The sequence below is a fragment of the Nocardiopsis sp. NPDC055879 genome, assembly GCF_053615935.1.
The window spans coordinates 81,483-101,692 of the sequence record NZ_JBSHCT010000002.1 but is presented as its reverse complement, the minus strand read 5'-3'; the positions used below and the strand labels follow the sequence as shown (position 1 = coordinate 101,692).

The window sequence follows — 20,210 nt, the reverse complement described above, 5'->3', positions numbered from 1 at the left end:
CTGCCCTTCTGGTCGCTTACGGCGGAGGGTGCCGATCCCATCATGGAGCATCGAGGACGGGCCGTAGAAGCGGAAGGGGCCGCGCGTCATCCGAAACGCGCGGCCCCGAACCTCCAGAACCCCTCTAACAGGAGCTGTCGAGGGTGCTCGACAGGGTCGACTCCTCGTCGGAGGTGATCGTGAGGTCGTACTCGTGCTTCACGTTGATCCAGGACTTGACGTAGTCACAGTGGACCGCGGTGTTGTCCGGCATCCACTCCGAGGGGTCCTTGTCGCCCTTGGAGCCGTTGCTGGAGGGGGTGGCCAGCCACAGCTGGGACGAGTCGACGTCGTTGGCGAAGTCGGCGCGCTGGGAGGTGGACCAGTCCGCGGCACCGGTCTTCCAGGCCTCGCTCAGCGGGACCATGTGGTCGACGCTGATGTCACCGGGCACGTCGTAGACCCACTCGTCGTCGAAGGCGCTCCACCAGCTGCCCGCGGTGGGCTGGCAGCTGTCGTCGGTGACGACGTCGTGGCCGTCGCGCTGGAGCACGACCTGGCGGGCGGTGCAGGGACTGTCCACCACGTTCCAGTGCGGGAAGAGGCTTCGGTCGTAGCCGTCCTGGGGTCCCTTGGCGGCGACGGTGAGCGAGTCCAGCTCGGTCCGGGCCTGGGACTCGCTGGGGATGTTCGGGGGCAGTGTGTGGTCCGCGGCGGCGGGGGCGGCCCAACCGAGCACCACCGCGAGGGTGAGCGCGGAGACCGCGGAGAAGGCGCGCGAGAGCGCGCGGGGGTAGGGGGACACGTGTTTCTCCTCAAGAGCGGGTCGAGGTGAACAGGACGACCCTACTGTGGAGTAATCGAAGCCTTTACGCCAGTCCCTCGAGGGTGAATTCTTTGAACCATGCCGCACACCGAATGCTTGTGAAATAGGTCACATGAAAACCCGGCCGCCGGCCCGGTGGGGGACGCGATCAAAGCTCCATAACCGGACGACCTGGGACGATGATCATCGGGGGACCGTTCTGACACCCGGGCGACACAACGCAGGTAAGCCCGGACATACATCGGTCGGACATCGGAAAAACCCGAAGGAATCCCCTTCGGGTTTTCATATTTCGCCCATATAGTATGACAGTAATACCCAGATGACCGCATGATAAACAAGCACGCACGAATGGGCCACTCGTCCCCACCATGTGGATTTGTTAAGTTCGCGAGTCGTACGAAGAACCCGAAACGGAGGGGAGCGCCCCTCTACCGAGGGGAACGGCATGACTCTGCAGATGGATCTTCCGACCGCGGACGACTACCCGACCCGTAAGACGACCGAACCCTCCCTGCTCTACCGCCGCGACCCCGTCGCGTGGTCCAGCGGGGACGATGGACCCTTCGAGCCCGACGACCTCAGCGGCTACGAACAGCGCGGATACACCCAGGTCCGGTCCCTGGTCACCCCGGAAGAGGTGGAGACCTACACGACCGAGCTGCGCCGCCTCGGCGACGACCCGAAACTGCGCGAGGACGAGCGCGTCGTCGTCGAACCCGCCTCCGACGAGGTGCGGTCCGTGTTCGAGGTGCACAAGATCAGCGAGGTCTTCTCCGACCTGGTCAACGACCCGCGTCTGGTCGACCGCGCCCGACAGATTCTCGGAACCGACGTGTACGTGCACCAGAGCCGCGTCAACTACAAACCCGGGTTCGGGGGCGGATCGTTCTACTGGCACTCCGACTTCGAGACCTGGCACGCCGAGGACGGCATGCCGCGGATGCGCGCCGTCAGCTTCTCCGTGGCGCTCACCGACAACCACACGCACAACGGCGCACTGATGATCATGCCGGGCTCGCACAAGACGTTCGTCTCGTGTGTGGGAGAGACCCCGGACAACCACTACAAGGCGTCGCTCAAGAGCCAGCACGTGGGCACCCCGGACCAGGGATCGCTGTCCATGCTCGCCGAGCGGCACGGCATCGACGTCCTCACCGGTTCCGCGGGCGACGTCACGGTGTTCGACTCCAACTGCATGCACGGGTCCGGCGGCAACATCACGCCCTTCCCGCGATCCAACGTGTTCATCGTGTTCAACAGCGTGGAGAACACCTGCACCAAACCGTTCAGCGCGGGTGCGGCCCGGCCCGAGTTCCTCGGTGCCACGGACACCACCCCGGTCGGACGCTGAGGGGCGTTCTCCTGACGCCGCGGCCGACGGTTCGGAAACCAGGGGCTCGGGAACCCCGACGGTGCCCGAGCCGGGCACGGGGCCGAACGACGATACGCGTGAGGCCCGTCCCCGATCCGGGGGGCGGGCCTCACGCGGTACGTGAACCTCAAGAGCGCCCGGCCGGTTCGAGCGCGTTGACCAGGACCCCGGCCAACGCCCCGTGGGCGCGCTTGGTGGCCGGCTTCAACGACCCCACGTCGATCTTGGTGTAGGACGCGCCCAAGTGGTCGTCCCACGGGATGCGCACGATCGCGCGGCAGCGACCGCGGGCCACCCGCTCGGCGGCGTCCACGTCCGGCAGACTGCGCTTGCTCACCCCGTTGACCACCAGGACCGAGTTGGCGCGCAGGGCCGAGTACCCGTTGCCGTCCAACCACTCGAACGTCATGGAGACGGCCCGTTCGGCGTCGGCGCTGGCCGGAGCGACCAGAACCAGCCCGTCGGCGACCGGCAGCGCCCGGGCCACCCCGGTGGCGGCCGGGTCCAGCAGGGTGATGCCGTAGAACGAACCCAGCAGGTCGGTGAGCTGACCGTAGTCGCGGTCGTCCAGGGTCTGCACGTACGGGTCGTCGAGTGTCTGCACGACCTCCAGACCCGTACGGGCGCGACCGGCGTAGGCGCGCATGCTCTCGTACTCGTCGATCGCGTCGGCGTTGGCCAGCAGCGCGGTGAGCGTCTCCGGGGCCTGGGCGCCCACTCGCCGGGACAGCCCGTTGGCACCCGGGTTGACGTCGACCGCCACCACTCGGTCATCGCGATGCACCGCGAGGGTGTGGCCGACCATCAGCGCGGTCATCGTCTGTCCGGCGCCGCCGGTGCAGCCCAGGACGACCAGGGAACGCGGTTCGGCCAGCGGGGCGCGCAATCGTTCGACGTCGGCGGCGGGCAGGTCCGACCGGATCGGGGCGCCCCCGCCCGTGACGACCTTGGCGAGCCGGCGCCAGCCTCGGGTTCCGCCGGAGTCGGCCTCGGGCTCCTCGGTGGTCGGGGCGGGTTCGGTCAGACGGTCCTGTTCGCCGGTTCCGTGGTCGAGTTCCAGGCCGGGCTTGGCCGGCTCGGGCTCGGGCTCGGGCTCGGTGGCCGCGGGCCGGGGCGCGGGCGGTTCGGGTTCCTCGCCGGGGGGCGGCTGGCCGAAGAGTCGGCCGATACGGCGCGCGTTGTTCGCCACCCGATGGAACACCCCGTCGTGGGGGTCGTGGGGGTCGTGGGCCTCGCGAGGTTCGTGACCGGTCTCGAACCACTCCTCGGCCGGCTGCTCCGTCTGCTCTTCGGCCCGAGTCCCGGCCCGTGTCCCGGCCGGTTCCTCGGACCGCTCCTCCGCCTTGTCGCGACGCCGGGCCCGCAGGGCGGCCGCCTCGGCCTCGGCGAGTTCCGCCTCGGTGGGGCGGACCGGCTCGGGCTCGGGCCGTGGCTTCGGTTCGGGCCGGGGTTCGGGGTCGGGGCGCCTCGCCCTGGGCTTGGGTTCGGGTACGGGCTTGGGCTCCTCACGGACCTCGACGAAGCTGACGAGTTCGCCGGTGCCGTGGTCCAGCTGGGTGGCGGGCTTGGTGGGCTCGACCTCGGCGGCCTCCTCGGCGCGCCGTGCCCGGGCCTCTTCCTCCTCGTCGCGTTCCCGCTTGCGGCGCTCCTCGCGGAGCTCGCTGACGGGGATCACCGGGTTGTCCTTGTCACCGACCTTGGGCTGGTCCGGGTGGCGGCGCTTGCCGTCGTCGAACCACTCGGAGGGGTCGGTGGGCTCGACCGGGCGTTCATCGGCGGGGACCGCGTCCGCGAACTTGGGCCGCGGCGGCGCGGGGGTGTCGGCCTTGATCAGGTGTCGGTCGAGCACGGACATGTGGTTGTCCTGCTCGCCGGTGCCATGGTCCAGCTCGGGAGCCTGGGGACGAGGGCGTGCCGCGTGGGAGACCTGGGGGCCGACCTCGGTGCGCCCGATCCGGTCCGGGGTCCCGACGTCCTCCGGGGAGGTCTCGGGTTCCGGCTCGGTCTCCGGCTTCTCCTCGATCTTGTCCTCGGTGGTCGTGTCCTCGGTGCTCTTGTCCTCGGTCTTCCCCGGGGCCCCCGAGGCGGGCGGCAGCCACGGCGCCGGCGCGACGTCGCGGGCCGCCGAAGGACGACCGGTCGCCTCGGCGTACCGGGCGGCGTAGTCGGACAGGTCCGGGTACTCGCCCCGGCGTTCCTTCTTCTCCAGCTCCCACGGGGAGGCGTGCGGGCGCCCCTTGCGGCGCGGCGCCTCCTTGCGCTCCGGTGCCCTTTCGGTGTCCGTGGCGGGCAGTGCCCGACCGCGGGCCTTCTCGGGCTCGGCCGGCGGACGCATCCTCTCGCGGGCGCGCTCGGGGGCGTCGCTCACCTCGGCGTGCTCGGTGATGTCGGTGGGCTCACCCTCACGTTCGCGGCGGGCGTCCAGGTCACGGGCGACCTGGATCCCCTGTGTGCGACCGCGCAGCCGACGCGAGGACGGGGCCGGGGAGACGGCGTCGCCGAGTTCTTCGCTGCTCATCGCCCCGGTGTCGCTGGAGGCGTAGGCGCTCTTGGAGGTCAGCCCCACGGGTGTCTCCCCGGAGGAGGCCTTCAGCCGGGCGAACCACTCGTCACGGTCGCGCTGCTCGTCCTCCTCGGTGGCGTAGAGGGGTTCGTCGAAGTCGACCTCGTCCTCCTCGGCGCCGGCGTTCGAAAGCGCGCGGTGCTCCTCGTCGGGGGGAGCGGCGCCGGCGCCATCGTCGTGGGCCGGTAGTCCGAACCCGAAGTAGTTGAGCATCCGGCGACCCACCCCGTGGCGCGGACGTTCCTCCTCCTCGTCTTGGCCGGGAGGTCGCGTGGTGGTCATCGCGGCGGGCGCGTCGTCCTCCCGCTCCACGGCCTGCGCCCCGGCGCCGACGGTGACCGGGATCTTGCGGACCGCGATCTGGGCGGCGTCGGCCTTGTGGGGCTCGACCTCGGGAGCCTCCACCTCGGGGGCCGGGATGTATTCGACCGAGTCGTCGACGGGTTCGGGTTCCGGGGCCGCCCGCGAGGCGGCCGGTTCGGGGGTGGGCACACCACGCAGTGGCGGGGCCGCCTCGCGGGCCGCGCGCAGGGCCCGTTCCTCCTCGGAGATCTCGGGGACCGGGGCCTCCTCGACGGAGGCCTCGTGTTCGGCGAGTGCCGCGGCCTCCTCCTCCGTGCGAGCGCGGCGCCCGCTACGGGGCAGGGGCAACGGCCCGGCCGCCGGGTCCCGGTGCCACACGCGCACCGCGACCCGCACCTGCGCCGGTTCGTACTCCGGGGCCATCCGGGTGTACACGCGCGCCTCGGCGAGGAAGCGCGCCTGCGAGATGAGCAGTTCGGTGAGGCGTTTGCCCTCGATCACCGGGCGGGTGGCCAGCACGGTGATCACACCGGGCGGGACGACCCACATCACCAGGTGCCAGCCGTTGCCGAACTCGAACGGAGCCCGCAACAGGGTCAGCAGCACCACCCAGAGCGCGAAGATGCCCAGGGCGACACCGAAGGTGCCGACCGGGAGCGGCATGGGCAGCCGGAAATCGTAGAGCTTGTACAGCCGCTTCTCGATACGCCAGATGTTGGTGTACGTGGGCAGATCCACGGTTTCCGGCCTCCCTCGCCTATTCCGTCGGTACGCCCATCGCTCGGGCGATGGCCACCGCGATGACCTCGATGATGCCGGGGACGTAGAAGACGATCCCGATGAAGATCGCCAGGATCATGAACTGCGCGAACCGGGTGATCTCCCTGGTGAACAGGAAGAAGATCGCGACGATGGACACGATGACGAGGAAGAGCGGGCCGAAGAACCCGCGCAGGAACTCCGCGAGACCACCGGTGTCGGGGGCGTTCTCAGCGGGTGTCTCGACCGCCAGGTGGAGGAGGTCCGTGCCGCCGAGGGCCGTCATGGCGTCGGCGGTGGAGGCCAGTAGGGGGAGCATGTCAGGCGCCTCCCTCCGGTGTCGTTACTGGTGTGCGCATGGTCCTTCTCGTCTCCTTGCCTACAGGCCCCGTCATCCGCCGAACGAATGCGGGGCGCCCTGGATGTCACGCACGTACCACTCGTTGCCCGAGTTGACGACCGTGACCAGGTAGTTCTGTTCCATGGCCCCGGCCCCGGCGGCGCCCTCGTCCGATTCGGTGGAGGGCAGGGACCAGGCCACGGTGGCCGCCACCTGTCGTACGTCATCATCTCCGGTCGAGGACTGGGATGGCACGGTGATATCGGACAGTTCGGCGAATTCCAGGGTGTTCGCCGGAAGTGGGGCGATCGTTGCGCCGGGTTCCACGTACCGGTCGAGGTGGCCTGCCTCCCCCGCGTAGACCTCGAAGAAGCCGGAAAGGGTGTCGGTGAGCTGTTCGGCGGCCTGCTCGTCGGTGTCGTAGGACTGCGCCTGGGGCAGTTCGGCCTGGGCGGGAGCGGCCATGAGGGCCGGGCCACCGGAGAGCACCAGGGCGTCGCCGTCGCTGTAGACGGGCACCTGCAGGCTCATGGGTTCGCCGTTGACGTCGGCGCGCACCACCACGCGGGCGTTGTGGTCGTCGAGGACGTCGACGGCGACCACCGTGAGGTTGTCACCGCTGAGACTGTCGGCGGGGAGGTTCAGGCCGCCGGTCTCGCCTTCGGGGACGAACGCGGCCAGGTCGGTCTGACGGGCCTCGGGGTCGGAGGTGTCGAGGTAGGTGCCGGCGAAGCGCAGGGCGAACGCGGCGGCGGAGGTCTCGGGGAAGGCCGCGGACTCGGAGGTCTCGGGTTCCTCCGCGGCCGAACCGGGGAGGGAGAATCCGTTACGGATGGGGAACCAGATGCCGTTGAAGATGACGACGATGATGAACGCCCACAGCAGGACGCGCCCCACACCGACCCACCAGCGACCACCCGCGCCCGCGCGTGGAGTGCGGGTGCGCGGGGCATCGAGATCGTGGTCGTCGTCGGCCCGGTCACGCACCTTGGCCATCCCCGCCTCCTGAACACGGTTACGCGCCGACGTTGTCGCCGACGCTTCGGTCATGCCCTTGTCTACCCCATCCCTATAGTGAGGCATTGTGCGGGTTGGGAGCGCCCATGAAGGGACCGTGTTTCCCCATCGGGGGCACATTGCGCCCCAAGGAAGAACCACCCAAAGGGATCAGAGTACGACAATTCTCCACAGAAACCTCTCTGAAGAGGTACAGGTGGGCGCATTTCTGGCCAGACCGTAAAGGGATTAGTCACCCGCTGGAGAGCAAGATGTGGCCTCCGAGCATCTCCCTCGGTACCGAGCCGGGGGCATTCCGGGGGCGAACAGGCCGTCGGGACCGACGACGGGCTCATCCGAAAAGGGACATCCATCCCTCGGTGACCTGCGTCACCCCTAAAATGTCCGGATGATCCCCTCTCGCACGCTTCCCCGCGTCCTCTTGCTCCTCTTCGCCGTACTCGCGGTGGCGCACCTGGTGATCCAACTGCTCGGGATCGACGCCTGGAACCGACCGACCCAGGTCTTCCTCATGCCCGCCCTGCTGTTGGTGCTCGCCGGCTCCACGGGACGACCGCGCGGCAGACTGATCGTCCTGGCGATGGTCGCGCTGGTGTTCTCCTGGCTCGGCGACACCGCCCCGGCCCTCGCTTCCGGCGACACCGCGTTCCTGCTGATGGTGGGGTTCTTCCTGATCGCACAAGTGGTGTACGTGGCGGCGTTCTGTCCCTACCGGAACGACAGCGTGCTGACCCGACGCCGATGGCTGTTGACGCCCTACGTCGGGTTCGTGGCGGTACTGGTGTGGCTGTGCGCCCCGCACGCCGGCGGGCTGTTGATCCCCGTGCTGCTGTACGGACTCGTGCTGGGCACGATGGCCGTGCTCTCCACGGGCTTGGGGCCGTGGGTGGCGGCCGGCGGGGCGCTGTTCCTGGTTTCGGACGCCCTGATCGCCCTGCGCGCGTTCGCCCCCGGATGGGACTCACTCCCCCAAGGCGGGTTCTGGGTGATGAGCACCTACGTCGCCGCGCAGACCCTCATCGTGTTGGGTCTGCTCTCCCGTCCCCGTGCCCGAACCGGCGTCGAGACGGCGGCGTAGTGTGCACGTCATGAACCGACGACTCCGCCAGTTACGCCGCAAGTACCGCAAGGGTCGGCGAAACGAACACCCCGCCCGACGGGCCACGCGGGTGTTCGGCCACTCCGCGCTGGTGGGGCTGGCGCTCCTGGTCCTGTGCATACCGATCGGCGTCGTGACCGAGCTGATCACCGGCGGACTCGAAAGCCCGGTGTTCCTGGTCCCGCTCGGGCTCGGCGTGTTCCTCACCTGCGTGGGCTGGATCATGTGGGGCTCGTGGTCGGTGACCCTGGACCGGTACGAGGACCCCCTCGGTACGACCGCGAAGCTCACCCTGGCGGCCACCGCGACGCTCGTCCTGGGTGTGGTGTGCTTCGTGGCCGCCGGGTTCCCGGTGCTCTTCCCCACCGACACCGAACCACCGGACTCACTGCTCCCCGTGGTCATCGGCCTCGCGGGCCTGGGGGTCCTCCTCGTCGTCGGAACGATCGTCGGGGCGGCCGTCTACGGAGGCATCGCCCTGGGCGGTCCGCGCTGGTGGTGGGCGGGCGCGCTGCTGTGCGCCGGACTGTTCGCGGCGGCCACCGGGATCGCGCTCGAATCGCCCCCGCTGACCATCCCGGGCGTCGTCGCGCTGGTCGTCTCCGTGGTCGGTTACCGCCGAGCGCTGAGGTCCGGCCTCAGGCAGGGCAGACCGGACGCCATCGAGTCCGACAGCCACCGCAAGCGCCACGACCCCTGACGCCCCGGCCCGTCGGTGGGTCGACTCTCCTCTGGTGCGACGCTCGCCCGAGTGCCGTTCCTGGTTTCGGACACGCCGATCGCGCTGCGTGTTCGCCCTCCCTCGGACCGGTTTCGAGATCGCGGCGTAGTGTGCACGGCATGGACCAACGACTCAGCCTCCTCACCCTGGGCGTACGCGACGTCGCCGCCGCTGCGGTCTTCTACGAATCCGTGGGCTTCGAACGCCGACACGACCTGGGCTCCATCGTGTTCCTTCCCACCACCGGAACGGCCCTGGCCCTGTACGGATGGGAAGCCCTGGCCGCGGACACGGGACTGCCCGCCCACGGGGAGGGCTTCCGCGGGGTCACCCTGGCGATGAACCTGGACTCGGCCGCCGACGTCGATCGGACCTTCGCCGACTGGGTAGCGGCGGGGGCCACCGCCGTGCGGGCCCCGGTCGCCAAGGAATGGGGCGGCCACTCGGGTTACGTGGCCGACCCGGACGGGCACCTGTGGGAGATCGCGCACAACCCCTCACAGGCGCTCATGCGCATCGACGAACACGGCCGCCTGCGCCTGACCCCGCCGGTCGCCCGCTGAGGCGCGGCCTCAGCGGATCAGTTCGCTTCGGAGGCGGCCTGTGCGCCACGGGGGCGAAGGATGAAGCCGGTGAGCGCCATCGACGTGGGCCAGGCGACCATGGTCAGGACGAAGGCGATGGGCCAGGCGATGATGAACTGCTTGGGCCAAGTGACCAGCCACTCCATGGACGGGCCACCGGAGAAGATCATGCCCAGGAGACCCGACATCGTCGCGGCCATGATGAAGGTCATGATGATCTGGGAGAGAAAGATGCTCTTCTTGCTCAACGTCGGTTCCTTTTCAGGGACGACGACGCCCTCGATGCAGACGGTGGCGCCGCCCCTTGGGTAAGAGGTATCGGGCGCCTCGGGTTCGCACCGTCGGGTACGACTGCATCTCAAGAGAGTGAGGGCTGGAATAACCACACCAGCCAAGATCTTTCAGGCGTCTCCAGGATATCGGATCTCGGTGGTGTTCCACCGACGCGGCCGGATGCACCGGGCGGCCGCCGTGGACCGTGATGCCCGCGCCGACCTCGTCGGCGCTCGGCCACGTGCCGCGGAGGCCGCCCGGTGCCGGGCGAGGTGGGATCAGAACCAGTTCTCGGCCAGCAGCCGGAGTGAGCGTTCACGGACGGCCGGGTCGTAGGCGTAGGTCACGGTGATGAGCTCGTCGGCGCCCGTGCGCTCGGCGAACTCGCTCAGCTGCCGCACGGCGGTCTCCGGGCCGCCCACGGCCTTGATGCTGAGCATCGGGTTGTCCCCGCCCCGTGCCTCGGACGGATCGATCGGCGGCTGGAGCTTGCGGCTCCTGCCACTCGCGATGTCCCCGAACATCTGGACCAGGGTGGTGTACTCGCGCTCGGCCTCGGCGTCACTGTCGGCCACCATGACGTTGATGCCGGCCATGACGTAGGGCTCGTCGATCTGCGCGGTCGGCGCGTCGGCGGTGAAGCTGCTCCGGTAGACCTCGATCGCGGCATCGAGCTGGTCGGGCGCGAAGTGCGAGGCGACGGAGAACGGCAGTCCGAGCTGACCGGCGATGGAGGCGCCGTTGACGGTGGAGCCGAGGACCCAGATGGGGACCTCGGTGCCCTTGGACACAGCCGAGGCGATGGGCGCGCTGCGGCTTCTTCCCTCGTCGCCGAACCACCCCTGGAGGTCGAAGATGTTCTCCGCGAACGCCTGCGGTTCGGCCGAGGAGCGGCTCAGTGCCTGGGCCGTCATCATGTCGGTGCCGGGGGCCCGACCCAGGCCGAGGTCGATGCGGTCACCGTGGATGTTGGCCAGCGTGCCGTACTGCTCGGCCACCATGAGCGGAGCGTGGTTGGGGAGCATCACGCCGCCCGATCCCACTCGGATCCGCTCGGTGACCGTGGCGGCCTGGTCGATCAGCAGCGCCGTGGCGCTGGCGGCCAGGTTCATGGTGTTGTGGTGCTCGGCGAACCAGAGTCGGGTGTAGCCGAGGTCGTCGGCCAGCCTCGCCGCGGACATCGACGCCGCGATGCCCTCGCGGGCCGTCGACCCCTCGGAGATGGAGACGAGGTCGAGAATACTCAGCGGGACTGGCACAGCGTTTCTCATCCTTTCCAGGAACATGGCCGGGTCGGCGAATTCGCCGCCTCCCTCAACCTATCCGCTCCTCGTCACCGTGGTGGTGGGCCCATCGACCAGGTCATCGGCAGGGCGACCGCGACCACCGCTCCGAGCGCGTTCGCCCATGGTTGAATCTCGTGGAGGATTCCGCCGATCGGAACCCCGAACGACGATGCTCCAGCCTTGATGGATCACGGCCAACGGAAAGAAGAGCATTCAGGATGAGTCAGTTAGAGACCGCGACCGGCACGTTCACCGTGGCGGAGATGGTGCCCCAGCCGTTCGAGGCGAGTGTGACCACGGGTCTGCCGAACGGGTACGCGCTGATGCGCAAGGAGTTCCGCGGGGCGATCGACGGCACCGCGCAGACCCAGTTCGTGTACGCGTTCGACGAGGAACGTGGCGGGACCTACGTGGCGTTGGAGTCCTTCGAGGGGACGATCAACGGCCGTGCTGGAGCCTGCAACATCACCCACAGCGCCACGACCTCCGGTTCGGACCGCTCGCACGAGACGCTGTTGATCGTGCCCGGCAGCGGCACCGGCGAGCTCTCCGGCATCACCGGGACCGGCGGCATCGTCATCGACGCGGACGGCACCCACCACCTGAACCTCGAATACCGGATCGCGCCGTAACGAGGCGAACAGACGGGCGCGGGGTCCACTTCGAGGCCCCCGCCGGTACCTCTCAGCGATGGGGACGGGCCGGCGGAAGGTCCATCGGGTCGCCGCCCGGGCGACCTTCCGCCGAAACGCGAACACCGCCACGAAGGTGTCACGGTCCCGGTGTGTCCACACCGATCCGCGACGGGGAACGCCCGTGGACCCGGGGCTCAGACGTTGAAGCGGAACTCCACCACGTCGCCGTCGGACATCACGTATTCCTTGCCCTCGATGCGGACCTTGCCGGCGGCGCGGGCCGCGGCCATGTCGCCGTTCGCGACCAGGTCGTCGAAGGATACGATCTCGGCCTTGATGAAGCCGCGCTCGAAGTCGGTGTGGATGACACCGGCCGCCTCTGGGGCGGTCGCGCCCTTCCTGATCGTCCAGGCGCGCGCCTCCTTGGGGCCCGCGGTCAGGTACGTCTGCAACCCGAGTGTGGCGAAGCCGACGCGGGCGAGCTGGGCCAGGCCCGACTCGGTCTGACCGAGGGACTCCAGCAGCTCCTGGGCCTCCTCTTCGTCGTCGAGCTCGGCCAACTCGGCCTCGATCTTGGCGTCGAGGAAGATCGCCTCGGCCGGGGCGACGAGTTCCTGCAGCTTGGTGCGCAGGGCCTCGTCGGCGAGCTCGTCGCTATCGAGGTTGAACACGTAGATGAACGGCTTGACGGTGAGCAGGCTCAGTTCACGCAGCCGGTCCAGGTCCACACCCTTGGCCTGGGACAGCGAGGTGCCCTCGTTCAGGATCTCCTGGGCGGCGTTGGCGGCCGCCAGAAGCTCCTGGGCACCCTTGTCCTTGGCGTTGCGCTTGGCGTCCTTCTCCAGGCGCGGGATCGCCTTCTCCAGGGTCTGGAGGTCGGCGAGGATCAGTTCGGTGTTGATGGTCTCGATGTCGCGGGAGGGCTCGACGTCGCCGTCGACGTGGGTGACGTCGGCGTCCTCGAAGGCCCGGATGACCTGGCAGATGGCGTCGCTCTCGCGGATGTTGGCGAGGAACTTGTTGCCCAGGCCCTCGCCGGTGGAGGCGCCGCGGACGATGCCGGCGATGTCCACGAAGTCCACCGTCGCCGGAAGGATCTTCGCGGAGCCGAAGATCTCGGCCAGCTTCCCGAGCCGGACATCGGGAACACCGACGACCCCGACGTTGGGCTCGATGGTCGCGAACGGGTAGTTCGCGGCCAGAGCGTCGTTCTTGGTCAGCGCGTTGAAGAGGGTGGACTTGCCAACGTTGGGCAGGCCGACGATCCCGATAGACAGACTCACAAGCTCAGAGTGTATGCGTCCCGAGGGGTGGGCGAGGACCGAGAACAATCATGGAAACCCAGTGCGCAGGACTGGCTACTCAGAGTAGGTTCGGAGTGCGAAGCCGGGCACCTCGGACGGAGAGACGGAGACGTCCGAACAAGCACACAGATCGGACGGCGAGGTGATCGGCGACACCACCACGGCACCATTCTTTGGGGGAAGGGGACACTGTGGTCCACGACCAGCTACGCGCACTCGTGCGCCGATACCCGATCGTGCGTTTCGCCACCCGCCGCATCCGCGTCCACCTGCCCAGACGACTCGGTGGCCTCGACCCCGCCCGCGTCCCGCCCCGCCACCGCCGACTCACCCTCACGCTCCCTCGAACCGCGGGCGACACACGCGGGCTCGGCCCTGACCGGGTCGAGCTCCGGCTACCGGGCGACCTGACGGTCCCCCGCCGTCTGGCCGTCGGAGGACTCTCCCGACACGAACCCGACAGCCTCGCCTGCTTCATGGCGGTCCTGGACCACACCGGACCGGGCGCGGTCCTGGACGTGGGTGCGGGGGTGGGCGTGTACGCCATGCTCGCGGCCGCGCGTTCGCGTCGACCCGTGTTCGCCTTCGAGCCCACGCCCGAGCTCGCGGCGGCCGCGCGCTCGATGTCGTCGGCGGCCCACCTCGGTTTCGGCGTGGTCGAACTGGCCCTGAGCAACCACAACGGCACGGCCCGACTCCAACGGGCGCTGCACAACGACATGTGCAACCAGGTCGTGCGCAACGGACGCCTCGGTCTGCACCACCTGACCGTGGAGGCCTCGACCCTGGCCCGGTGGAACGAGTCGGCGGGCAGTGTCCCCACCATGGTGAAGATCGACACCGCGGGGAGCGAACCCGAGGTGGTGGTCGGTGGGCTGGAGATCCTGCGCCGTTTCCGACCCTGGATGCTCGTCAAGGTCAGGCCCGATCGCGGTCTGGAGGAACGCCTGATGGCCCTCGTGGAACCGTTGGAGTACCTGTGGTTCCCGGTGGCCGGGGAGCCGCCCTACGACCCTCGCACCCAGATCTGCGGGCGCGCCTCCCCCGCTTGGGAGCGGATGTGGTTGCTCGCCCCCGAGGAACCACCGGAGGCGTTCTGGGGGTCGCTGCGCGAGTGGCGCACCGCCCTGGAGTCGTGCGGAGGTGCCGCGAACTGACCGATGCGCGTCCGTCGGGGTACGGCCCCGGCGGACACGTCGGCACTAGATCCAACCGTCCGGCGCCGAAATCAGACCTGGCAGGTCGTCCCGGTGGACGCGGCGTCCGGCGCCCTCGACGGTGCGCATGGTGAACCCCTTCTCGGGGAGGGTCCGCGCCCCGTCCGAACCGAACGGTTCGACACCCTGTGGAAAACGTCCGCCTTCGGCCACATCCCCGCGCTCTCTACGGGAACATGGGCCCCATGGACGGCCTTCTACTCGTACTCATGCTCCTCATCGGTATCGCCATCGGCGTCGGAGTGGGCCTGGCCCTGGCTCGCGGGCGCGACGCCCAGGTCCGGGCCGACGCCCGAGCGGCGGAGGAACGCGCCGCCTACGTGGAGGAACAGCTCGCGGACCGGTTCCGGGCGATGTCCTCGCAGGCCCTGGACCAGACCAACCAACGATTCATGGAGTTGGCCGAGGGACGACTGCGGGCGGTCAGCGCCGAGGCGGGCGGTGACCTGGACGAGCGGCGCCGGGCGATGGAACGGATGGTCGAGCCGCTCACCCAGACCCTGAGCCGAGTGGAGGCCCAACTGCGCGAGGCTGACTCCGGGCGGGCCGCGGCGCACGCCGAGCTCGCCAAGCAGGTCGAACTCGTGCGCGAGGGCTCCGAGCGTCTGCGCGGCCAGACCCAGTCCCTGGTGACGGCGCTGCGGCGGCCCGAGGCGCGTGGCCGGTGGGGCGAGCTGCAACTGCGCCGGGTGGCGGAACTGGCCGGGATGGCCGCGCGCTGCGACTTCCAGGAACAGGCCGTGGCGGGCGCGCACCGACCCGACATGGTGGTGCGGTTGGCCGGCGGCAAGAACATCGTCGTGGACTCCAAGGTGCCGCTGGCCGCCTACCTGGACGCCGTGGAAGCCGGTGAGGGTCCGGGCGCGGAGGAGCGGCTGCACGCGCACGCCAAACACCTGCGCACCCACGTGGACCAGTTGGCCGCAAAGTCGTACTGGGCGTCGTTCACCCCGTCGCCGGAGTTCGTGGTGCTCTTCATCCCGGGGGAGGCGTTCCTGGCGCCGGCGTTGGAGCGCGATCCTGGGTTGTTGGAGGAGGCCATGGCCCGGCGCGTGCACATCGCGACGCCGACCACGCTCATCTCGCTGTTGCGGACCGCGCAGTACGCCTGGCAGCAGGAGGCGTTGAGCGAGAACGCCCGTGAGGTGTTCGATCTGGGCAAGCAGTTGCACGGCCGGTTGTCGACCCTGGGTGGGCACGTGGAGGGACTGGGCCGGGCGCTGACCCGGACGGTGTCCGCCTACAACCAGACGGTGGGTTCCCTGGAGAGCCGGGTGCTGGTGACCGCGCGTCGGTTCGGCGAACTGGGGTTGGTCGACGGCGAGCTGGACCGGTTGTCGGGACTGGAGGAGCGTCCGCGCGGGGTGTCCGCACCGGAGCTGAGCGAGAACGGGCTCGACGGGGTCACCGCGAACGGGACCGGTCCAGGTGCGGCGACGATCTGAAGCACGGGCCGGACGCCAACGACTCGGGCGTCCGTGGCGTGTCCGACACGAACTCCCCCCATTCCGACGACATTCGGTGTGCGAGTAACGGATAGATGGGCATGACCCAAACCGGGACCAAGAGGTTCGGACACAGAGGGTGACGAACCACCCGAGTCGGGGAAACCGCCCCGAACCAGTTGGGGTCATCTCGGCGTCCAAGGGGTGGAAGGCACGATAATCCCGGAACGGGCAAGTGGCCGAAATGACAACACGATCCCGTGAAAGACACCCGGAGACTCACTAGAAGTGACACACTGAACACTGTGAGTAACAGACTTGGGAGGCGCACGACCATGCCCCCACGCAAATCGGACGGTCCGGAGCCAGGACAGGCCCCGTATTTCGTGCGGACCAACGGTCGTGGTCGTGACGTTCCGAACGTGTCCAGGACACGCGGCCGACCCACGACCACCAAGAACACCACCACCGGGCGAGGTGGTCCCACCGGGACCCCCGCCGGACGCGGCGCTCCCGGTGGGACCACCTTGCCCGGGGCCCTTGCGCCGCCCCGGCTGACCGGACGCGGCGCGGTCCTGATCATCGTCCTGGGCAGCTTCGCCGGAACGATGATCGCGAACCTGGCCTCCGTTCCGGCGGTTCCCGGCATCATCTTCACGCTCGCCTGCCTGGCCACCGCCGCCCTGGTCCGCCCGGCCGACCTGCTCTCGCTGTCGGTGAGTCCGCCGATCGCCTACTTCGTCGCGGTGGTCGCCGCCGAGAGCGTGCTCGCCGTCGGCAACGAGGGGTTCGCCCGGGTGCTCATCCTGGGGCTGGCCTCCCGGCTCGCCGAGGTCGCGCCCTGGCTGTTCCTGGGGACCGCGCTCGTGCTGGTCATCGCCGTCTTCCGGGGCCTGCCCGGGAATCTCCGTTCCCTGGGCGACGAACTCAACGGGCGCGGCTGAGCGATCCCCGGCCCCCGGTGAACGTCAGAACGGGGTATCGGGGTCGGCGGGCGCGTCCACGCGTCGCTCATCCATCGCGGCGGCCAGCTTGGCGCGGGCGCCCTCCAGCCAACGCTCGCAGATTCGCGCCAACTCCTCCCCGCGCTCCCACAGGGCGAGGGACTCCTGGAGGGTCAGGCCACCCGACTCCAGCTTCCGAACCACGTCGTTCAGCTGCTCCCTGCTCTCCTCGTAGCTCGGTTCCGGGGCCTCGTTCGTCTCGGTCATGCCTACTCCCCCTCGGTGTTCTCGGTCGTGGTCTTCTCGGCGGCGCCCTTGGTTCCACCGCCGGTCCCGCCGGTCCTCTTCGCCGTGCCGGACCTCTTGGCGGGGCGCTTGCGGGCCGTGGTCCCCTTGGTGGCCTTGGGCTTCGCGGGGGCCTTCTCCCGGGCCTCACCCGTCTCTTCGGTCTCTTCGGCCACCTTCTCGGTCGGTTCCGGGCCGGCCGCGGGATCGGTGTCCACCTCGTTCACGGTGGCGGTCAGACCGTCCTCGGCGAAGCGCAGACGCAGTTTCTCGCCCAGCTCGGGCTCGGTCGCCGAACGCACCACCGAACCGTCCTCGCGCTGCACGATCGCGTACCCACGGGCCAACGTGGTGGCCGGGGACAACGCGTGCAGGCGCGCCTCGGTGTGCCCGAGTCCCTCCTTGGCCCGGTCCAGCGAGATCGTCAGGCTGCGTCGGGCCCGGTCGCGCAGCTCCAGGACCTGCTCCGTGAGGCGTTCGGTCTCGCGAACCGGATCGGCCAGCACCGGGCGGGCCCGGATCCCCGCCAGCCAGGTGAGTTCGCGTTCCAACCCGCCACCGATCACCCGGCGACCGCGGTCGCGCAGCTGTCGGATGATCTCCAACTGCTCCCCCACGTCCGGGATGGTCCTCTTGGCGGCGTCGGTGGGGGTGGAGGCGCGCACGTCGGCGACGTGGTCCAGCAACGGGGTGTCCTGCTCGTGCCCGATCGCGCTGACCACGGGTGTGGCCGCCGCGGCGACGGCGCGCACCAGCGCCTCGTCGGAGAAGGGCAGCAGGTCCTCCATGGAGCCGCCACCACGGGCGATGACGATGACGTCGACCTCGGGGCGCGCGTCCAGGTCCCGTAGGGCCTCGATGACCTCACGGGTGGCTCGATCGCCCTGCACTGCCACCGGACGCACCTCGAAGCGCACCGCGGGCCAACGGCGGCGCCCGTTCTCCAGGACGTCGCGCTCGGCCGCCGAGTCCCGACCACAGATCAGCCCCACGGTGTTGGGCAGGAACGGCAGGGGGCGCTTGCGCTCGGAGGCGAACACGCCCTCGGAGGTGAGGGTGCGGCGCAGCTGTTCGAGCCGGGCCAGCAGCTCACCGACGCCGACGTGTCGGATCTCCCGGGCACGCAGCGAGAACGTGCCCCTGAACTGGTAGAAGTCGGGCTTGGCGTGGACGACCACGCGGTCGCCGGGTCCTGGTGGTGGATCCTGGCGGCGCAGTACGGCGGTCTCACAGATGACCCGGACCGAGGCGTTGGCGACGGGGTCGCGCAGCGTCAGGTAGGTCATCCGGCCACGCGAGTTGAGTTCGGCGACCTGACCCTCGACCCAGATCGCGCCCAAGCGGTCGATCCAACCCCCGACCGCTTGGAGCACGGCCCGGACCGGCTGCGGTGACTCCGCGGAACTCTCCATACCCATGGCTCCAGAGCCTAGGCCAGGATGGCGACAGTTCCCGATTCGTCGGGCTCGGCGGTTCGGCGCGACCCGGTCGGCCGACGTGGGACGCCGGCGCACGGCGGAGGTCGCGAAGAAGGACGGGAAGCGCGCGACCGCGCGGATCCGGCGCGGGCTGGTGAGTACGAAGCGCAGGCCCGCGCCGGGTTCGGGGGCGAGGGGTGGTCGGTGTGATGGTGTGCTTGGGGGATGTGGGTGAAGGCGGGGACGGTGGTCAGGCCCGGCCGAACGCGTCGGCGTGGTCGCGGGCGAAGTCGGTGACGTCGCGAGGGGGACGTCCGGTCAGGTCGGCGACGCCGGTGTGCACCTCGGCGGCCTCTCCCCTGGCGTAGTGGGCGTAGTCCTCGACGAGGCCCGCCAACTGCCACCGCGGAAGCACACCCGAGAGCGCTTCGGAGAACCGCTCGTCGGTCGCCTCGTGGAAGGCGATCTCCCGCCCGGTGGCCGAGGACAGGGCACGGGCGATCTCGTCGTGGGTCACGGCCCTGGGTCCGGTCAGGGTGTGGATCCGGCCCGAGTGCCCCTCCCCGACCAGTGCCTCGGCCGCGGCGGCCGAGATGTCGCGGGTGTCGATCGCGCTCACGGCCGCGCCACCGATGGGAGCGGCGAACCACCCCTGCTCGATGGTCGCGGCGAAGCCGAGCAGGGCCTGCAGGTAGAGGTTGGGGCGCAGCACCGTGTGGTCGATGCCCGACCGCCGCACGTGCTCCTCGACCTCGGCGTGCCAGCGCAGGAACCGCACCGGCGAGTCGAGGCGGGCGGCGTACTGGGAGAGCAGCACGAGGCGGCGCACACCGAGCTTGTGGGCGAGGTCGACGAACCGGATCTGGAGGTCGGCGGCGCCCTCCTCGGAGGGGCTGTTGAGGAAGGCCGTGTCGACGCCTTCGAGGGCCGCGGCGACCGATTCGGGGTCCTTGAGGTCGGCGACGACGGTCTCGGCGCCGGGCACGGAACGTCGGGGGTCGCGGGTCATGGCGCGGACGGTGGCGCCGCGCGCCTGGAGTTCGGGGATCAGGGCCGAACCGATGGTTCCGGTGGCTCCGGTCACGAGCACGGTGGGCGAGTTCATCGCGAGGGTCTCCTTCTGCGTGGGTGGCATCATTACTCAATAGTGAGTAGTCACTATCAATGGGCGAAAAAAGGCGGGCCCTGCCCGCCACGGGAAAGGTTCAGTTCCCGGAGGACAGGAAGCGTTCGGCCCACTCGTCGGACTCGGCACGGCCGGGCAGCCCGATCGAGGCGGCCACCATGTAGAGCATTCCGTCGGCGAAGAATTCGTGCGCCTGGTCGGTGTCGACCTTCGGCAGCGCCTCGAAACGCTCGAAGACGTCCCGCGTCCACTCGTGCATCACGTCGCGGATGTCGGGATCGTTGGCGGCCGCGTACCCCTGGAGCAGGATGAGCATCACCTCGCGGCGCTCCATCAGCACGCCCCAGCCGTCCGACATGACCTGCAACGGATCCTCTTCGGCCCTCTCCCCCGGAACGAGCATCTCCCGCTCGATGTCGGCGAAGGTCTTCTCCAGCACCGCCACGAAGAGTTCCTTCTTCGTGGAGTAGACCCGGAAGAGGTTGGGGTGCGAGATCTCGACGTCCTTGGCGATGGCCACGGTCGAACCACCGTGGAACCCCTTGTGACTGAACTCCTTCAGCCCCGCCGCGAGGATCTGCTCGCGGCGCCGTTCGATTCCGACCCGTGGTCTCCGCCCTGTCGTCATGTTTGATAGTAAACACTCACTACCAAATAGGCGTCAACCCCTCGGAGCAACGAAAAAGGGGCGAGGGATCGGATCCCTCGCCC

General features: G+C 69.4%; 19 protein-coding genes. 8 read left to right on the top strand and 11 right to left on the bottom strand.

The window, feature by feature from the left end; all coding sequences use genetic code 11:
- Positions 1-124: 124 nt before the first annotated feature.
- The gene (locus ACWGKS_RS02700) at positions 125-784 is read right to left on the bottom strand and encodes an HNH endonuclease family protein (protein WP_358514702.1); all 660 of its coding nucleotides are present in this window, start codon (positions 782-784) and stop codon (positions 125-127) included.
- Between the two features lie 469 nt (positions 785-1,253).
- Here ACWGKS_RS02700 and thpD point away from each other — a divergent pair, with 469 nt between their 5' ends.
- Complete coding sequence (thpD, locus tag ACWGKS_RS02695) at positions 1,254-2,159, top strand: ectoine hydroxylase (protein ID WP_358514704.1); 906 nt, start codon at positions 1,254-1,256, stop codon at positions 2,157-2,159.
- Between the two features lie 148 nt (positions 2,160-2,307).
- Here the strand turns inward: thpD and ACWGKS_RS02690 are convergent, their stop codons facing one another.
- The 3 genes from ACWGKS_RS02690 to ACWGKS_RS02680 all read right to left on the bottom strand — a co-directional run bounded on the left by ACWGKS_RS02690 (position 2,308) and on the right by ACWGKS_RS02680 (position 7,141).
- Positions 2,308-5,784 carry a TcpE family conjugal transfer membrane protein gene (locus ACWGKS_RS02690; RefSeq protein WP_358514706.1) on the bottom strand — a complete coding sequence of 1,159 codons (3,477 nt, stop codon included), beginning with the start codon at positions 5,782-5,784 and terminating at the stop codon, positions 2,308-2,310.
- A gap of 19 nt (positions 5,785-5,803) precedes the next feature.
- The gene (locus ACWGKS_RS02685; protein WP_304074832.1) at positions 5,804-6,124 is read right to left on the bottom strand and encodes a hypothetical protein; all 321 of its coding nucleotides are present in this window, start codon (positions 6,122-6,124) and stop codon (positions 5,804-5,806) included.
- Positions 6,125-6,196: 72 nt separating this feature from the next.
- Positions 6,197-7,141 (bottom strand): conjugal transfer protein, encoded by a 945-nt coding sequence (locus tag ACWGKS_RS02680; RefSeq protein WP_358514709.1) that lies wholly within the window; start codon positions 7,139-7,141, stop codon positions 6,197-6,199.
- A 409-nt stretch (positions 7,142-7,550) separates the two neighbouring features.
- Between ACWGKS_RS02680 and ACWGKS_RS02675 the strand changes: the two genes are divergently transcribed.
- From ACWGKS_RS02675 to ACWGKS_RS02665, 3 genes are all read left to right on the top strand, one after another.
- Complete coding sequence (locus tag ACWGKS_RS02675) at positions 7,551-8,240, top strand: lysoplasmalogenase (RefSeq protein WP_358514711.1); 690 nt, start codon at positions 7,551-7,553, stop codon at positions 8,238-8,240.
- 10 nt (positions 8,241-8,250) lie between these two features.
- Positions 8,251-8,961 (top strand): hypothetical protein, encoded by a 711-nt coding sequence (locus tag ACWGKS_RS02670; RefSeq protein WP_358514713.1) that lies wholly within the window; start codon positions 8,251-8,253, stop codon positions 8,959-8,961.
- A 140-nt stretch (positions 8,962-9,101) separates the two neighbouring features.
- A complete protein-coding gene (locus ACWGKS_RS02665; RefSeq protein ID WP_358514715.1) occupies positions 9,102-9,545 on the top strand; it encodes a VOC family protein in 444 nt (147 codons plus the stop codon).
- Positions 9,546-9,562: 17 nt separating this feature from the next.
- Here the strand turns inward: ACWGKS_RS02665 and ACWGKS_RS02660 are convergent, their stop codons facing one another.
- Both ACWGKS_RS02660 and ACWGKS_RS02655 read right to left on the bottom strand, forming a co-directional pair.
- Entirely contained in the window at positions 9,563-9,814 is a 252-nt protein-coding gene (locus ACWGKS_RS02660; RefSeq protein ID WP_452521557.1) for a DUF2798 domain-containing protein, read from the bottom strand.
- Positions 9,815-10,117: 303 nt separating this feature from the next.
- Positions 10,118-11,098, bottom strand: coding sequence for an LLM class flavin-dependent oxidoreductase (locus ACWGKS_RS02655; protein ID WP_358508745.1), 981 nt, complete (start codon positions 11,096-11,098; stop codon positions 10,118-10,120).
- A gap of 245 nt (positions 11,099-11,343) precedes the next feature.
- Here ACWGKS_RS02655 and ACWGKS_RS02650 point away from each other — a divergent pair, with 245 nt between their 5' ends.
- Complete coding sequence (locus tag ACWGKS_RS02650; RefSeq protein WP_358508747.1) at positions 11,344-11,757, top strand: DUF3224 domain-containing protein; 414 nt, start codon at positions 11,344-11,346, stop codon at positions 11,755-11,757.
- A gap of 197 nt (positions 11,758-11,954) precedes the next feature.
- Here ACWGKS_RS02650 and ychF read toward each other — a convergent pair whose 3' ends face one another.
- Positions 11,955-13,043, bottom strand: coding sequence for a redox-regulated ATPase YchF (gene ychF, locus ACWGKS_RS02645; protein ID WP_358508748.1), 1,089 nt, complete (start codon positions 13,041-13,043; stop codon positions 11,955-11,957).
- A gap of 212 nt (positions 13,044-13,255) precedes the next feature.
- On the opposite strand from ychF, the gene ACWGKS_RS02640 reads away from it, so the two are divergent.
- From ACWGKS_RS02640 to ACWGKS_RS02630, 3 genes are all read left to right on the top strand, one after another.
- The gene (locus ACWGKS_RS02640) at positions 13,256-14,221 is read left to right on the top strand and encodes an FkbM family methyltransferase (protein WP_358508750.1); all 966 of its coding nucleotides are present in this window, start codon (positions 13,256-13,258) and stop codon (positions 14,219-14,221) included.
- Between the two features lie 245 nt (positions 14,222-14,466).
- Entirely contained in the window at positions 14,467-15,726 is a 1,260-nt protein-coding gene (locus tag ACWGKS_RS02635) for a DNA recombination protein RmuC (protein ID WP_358508752.1), read from the top strand.
- A gap of 335 nt (positions 15,727-16,061) precedes the next feature.
- On the top strand, positions 16,062-16,670 hold the full coding sequence (locus ACWGKS_RS02630; protein WP_358508754.1) for a DUF6542 domain-containing protein: 609 nt from the start codon (positions 16,062-16,064) through the stop codon (positions 16,668-16,670).
- Positions 16,671-16,694: 24 nt separating this feature from the next.
- On the opposite strand, the gene ACWGKS_RS02625 is transcribed toward ACWGKS_RS02630, so the two are convergent.
- The 4 genes from ACWGKS_RS02625 to ACWGKS_RS02610 form a co-directional block, all read right to left on the bottom strand.
- On the bottom strand, positions 16,695-16,937 hold the full coding sequence (locus tag ACWGKS_RS02625; RefSeq protein ID WP_358508755.1) for an exodeoxyribonuclease VII small subunit: 243 nt from the start codon (positions 16,935-16,937) through the stop codon (positions 16,695-16,697).
- A 2-nt stretch (positions 16,938-16,939) separates the two neighbouring features.
- The gene (xseA, locus tag ACWGKS_RS02620) at positions 16,940-18,373 is read right to left on the bottom strand and encodes an exodeoxyribonuclease VII large subunit (RefSeq protein ID WP_452521553.1); all 1,434 of its coding nucleotides are present in this window, start codon (positions 18,371-18,373) and stop codon (positions 16,940-16,942) included.
- Positions 18,374-18,623: 250 nt separating this feature from the next.
- Complete coding sequence (locus tag ACWGKS_RS02615) at positions 18,624-19,511, bottom strand: SDR family oxidoreductase (protein WP_358508759.1); 888 nt, start codon at positions 19,509-19,511, stop codon at positions 18,624-18,626.
- 67 nt (positions 19,512-19,578) lie between these two features.
- Complete coding sequence (locus tag ACWGKS_RS02610; protein WP_358508761.1) at positions 19,579-20,127, bottom strand: TetR/AcrR family transcriptional regulator; 549 nt, start codon at positions 20,125-20,127, stop codon at positions 19,579-19,581.
- Positions 20,128-20,210: the final 83 nt, after the last annotated feature.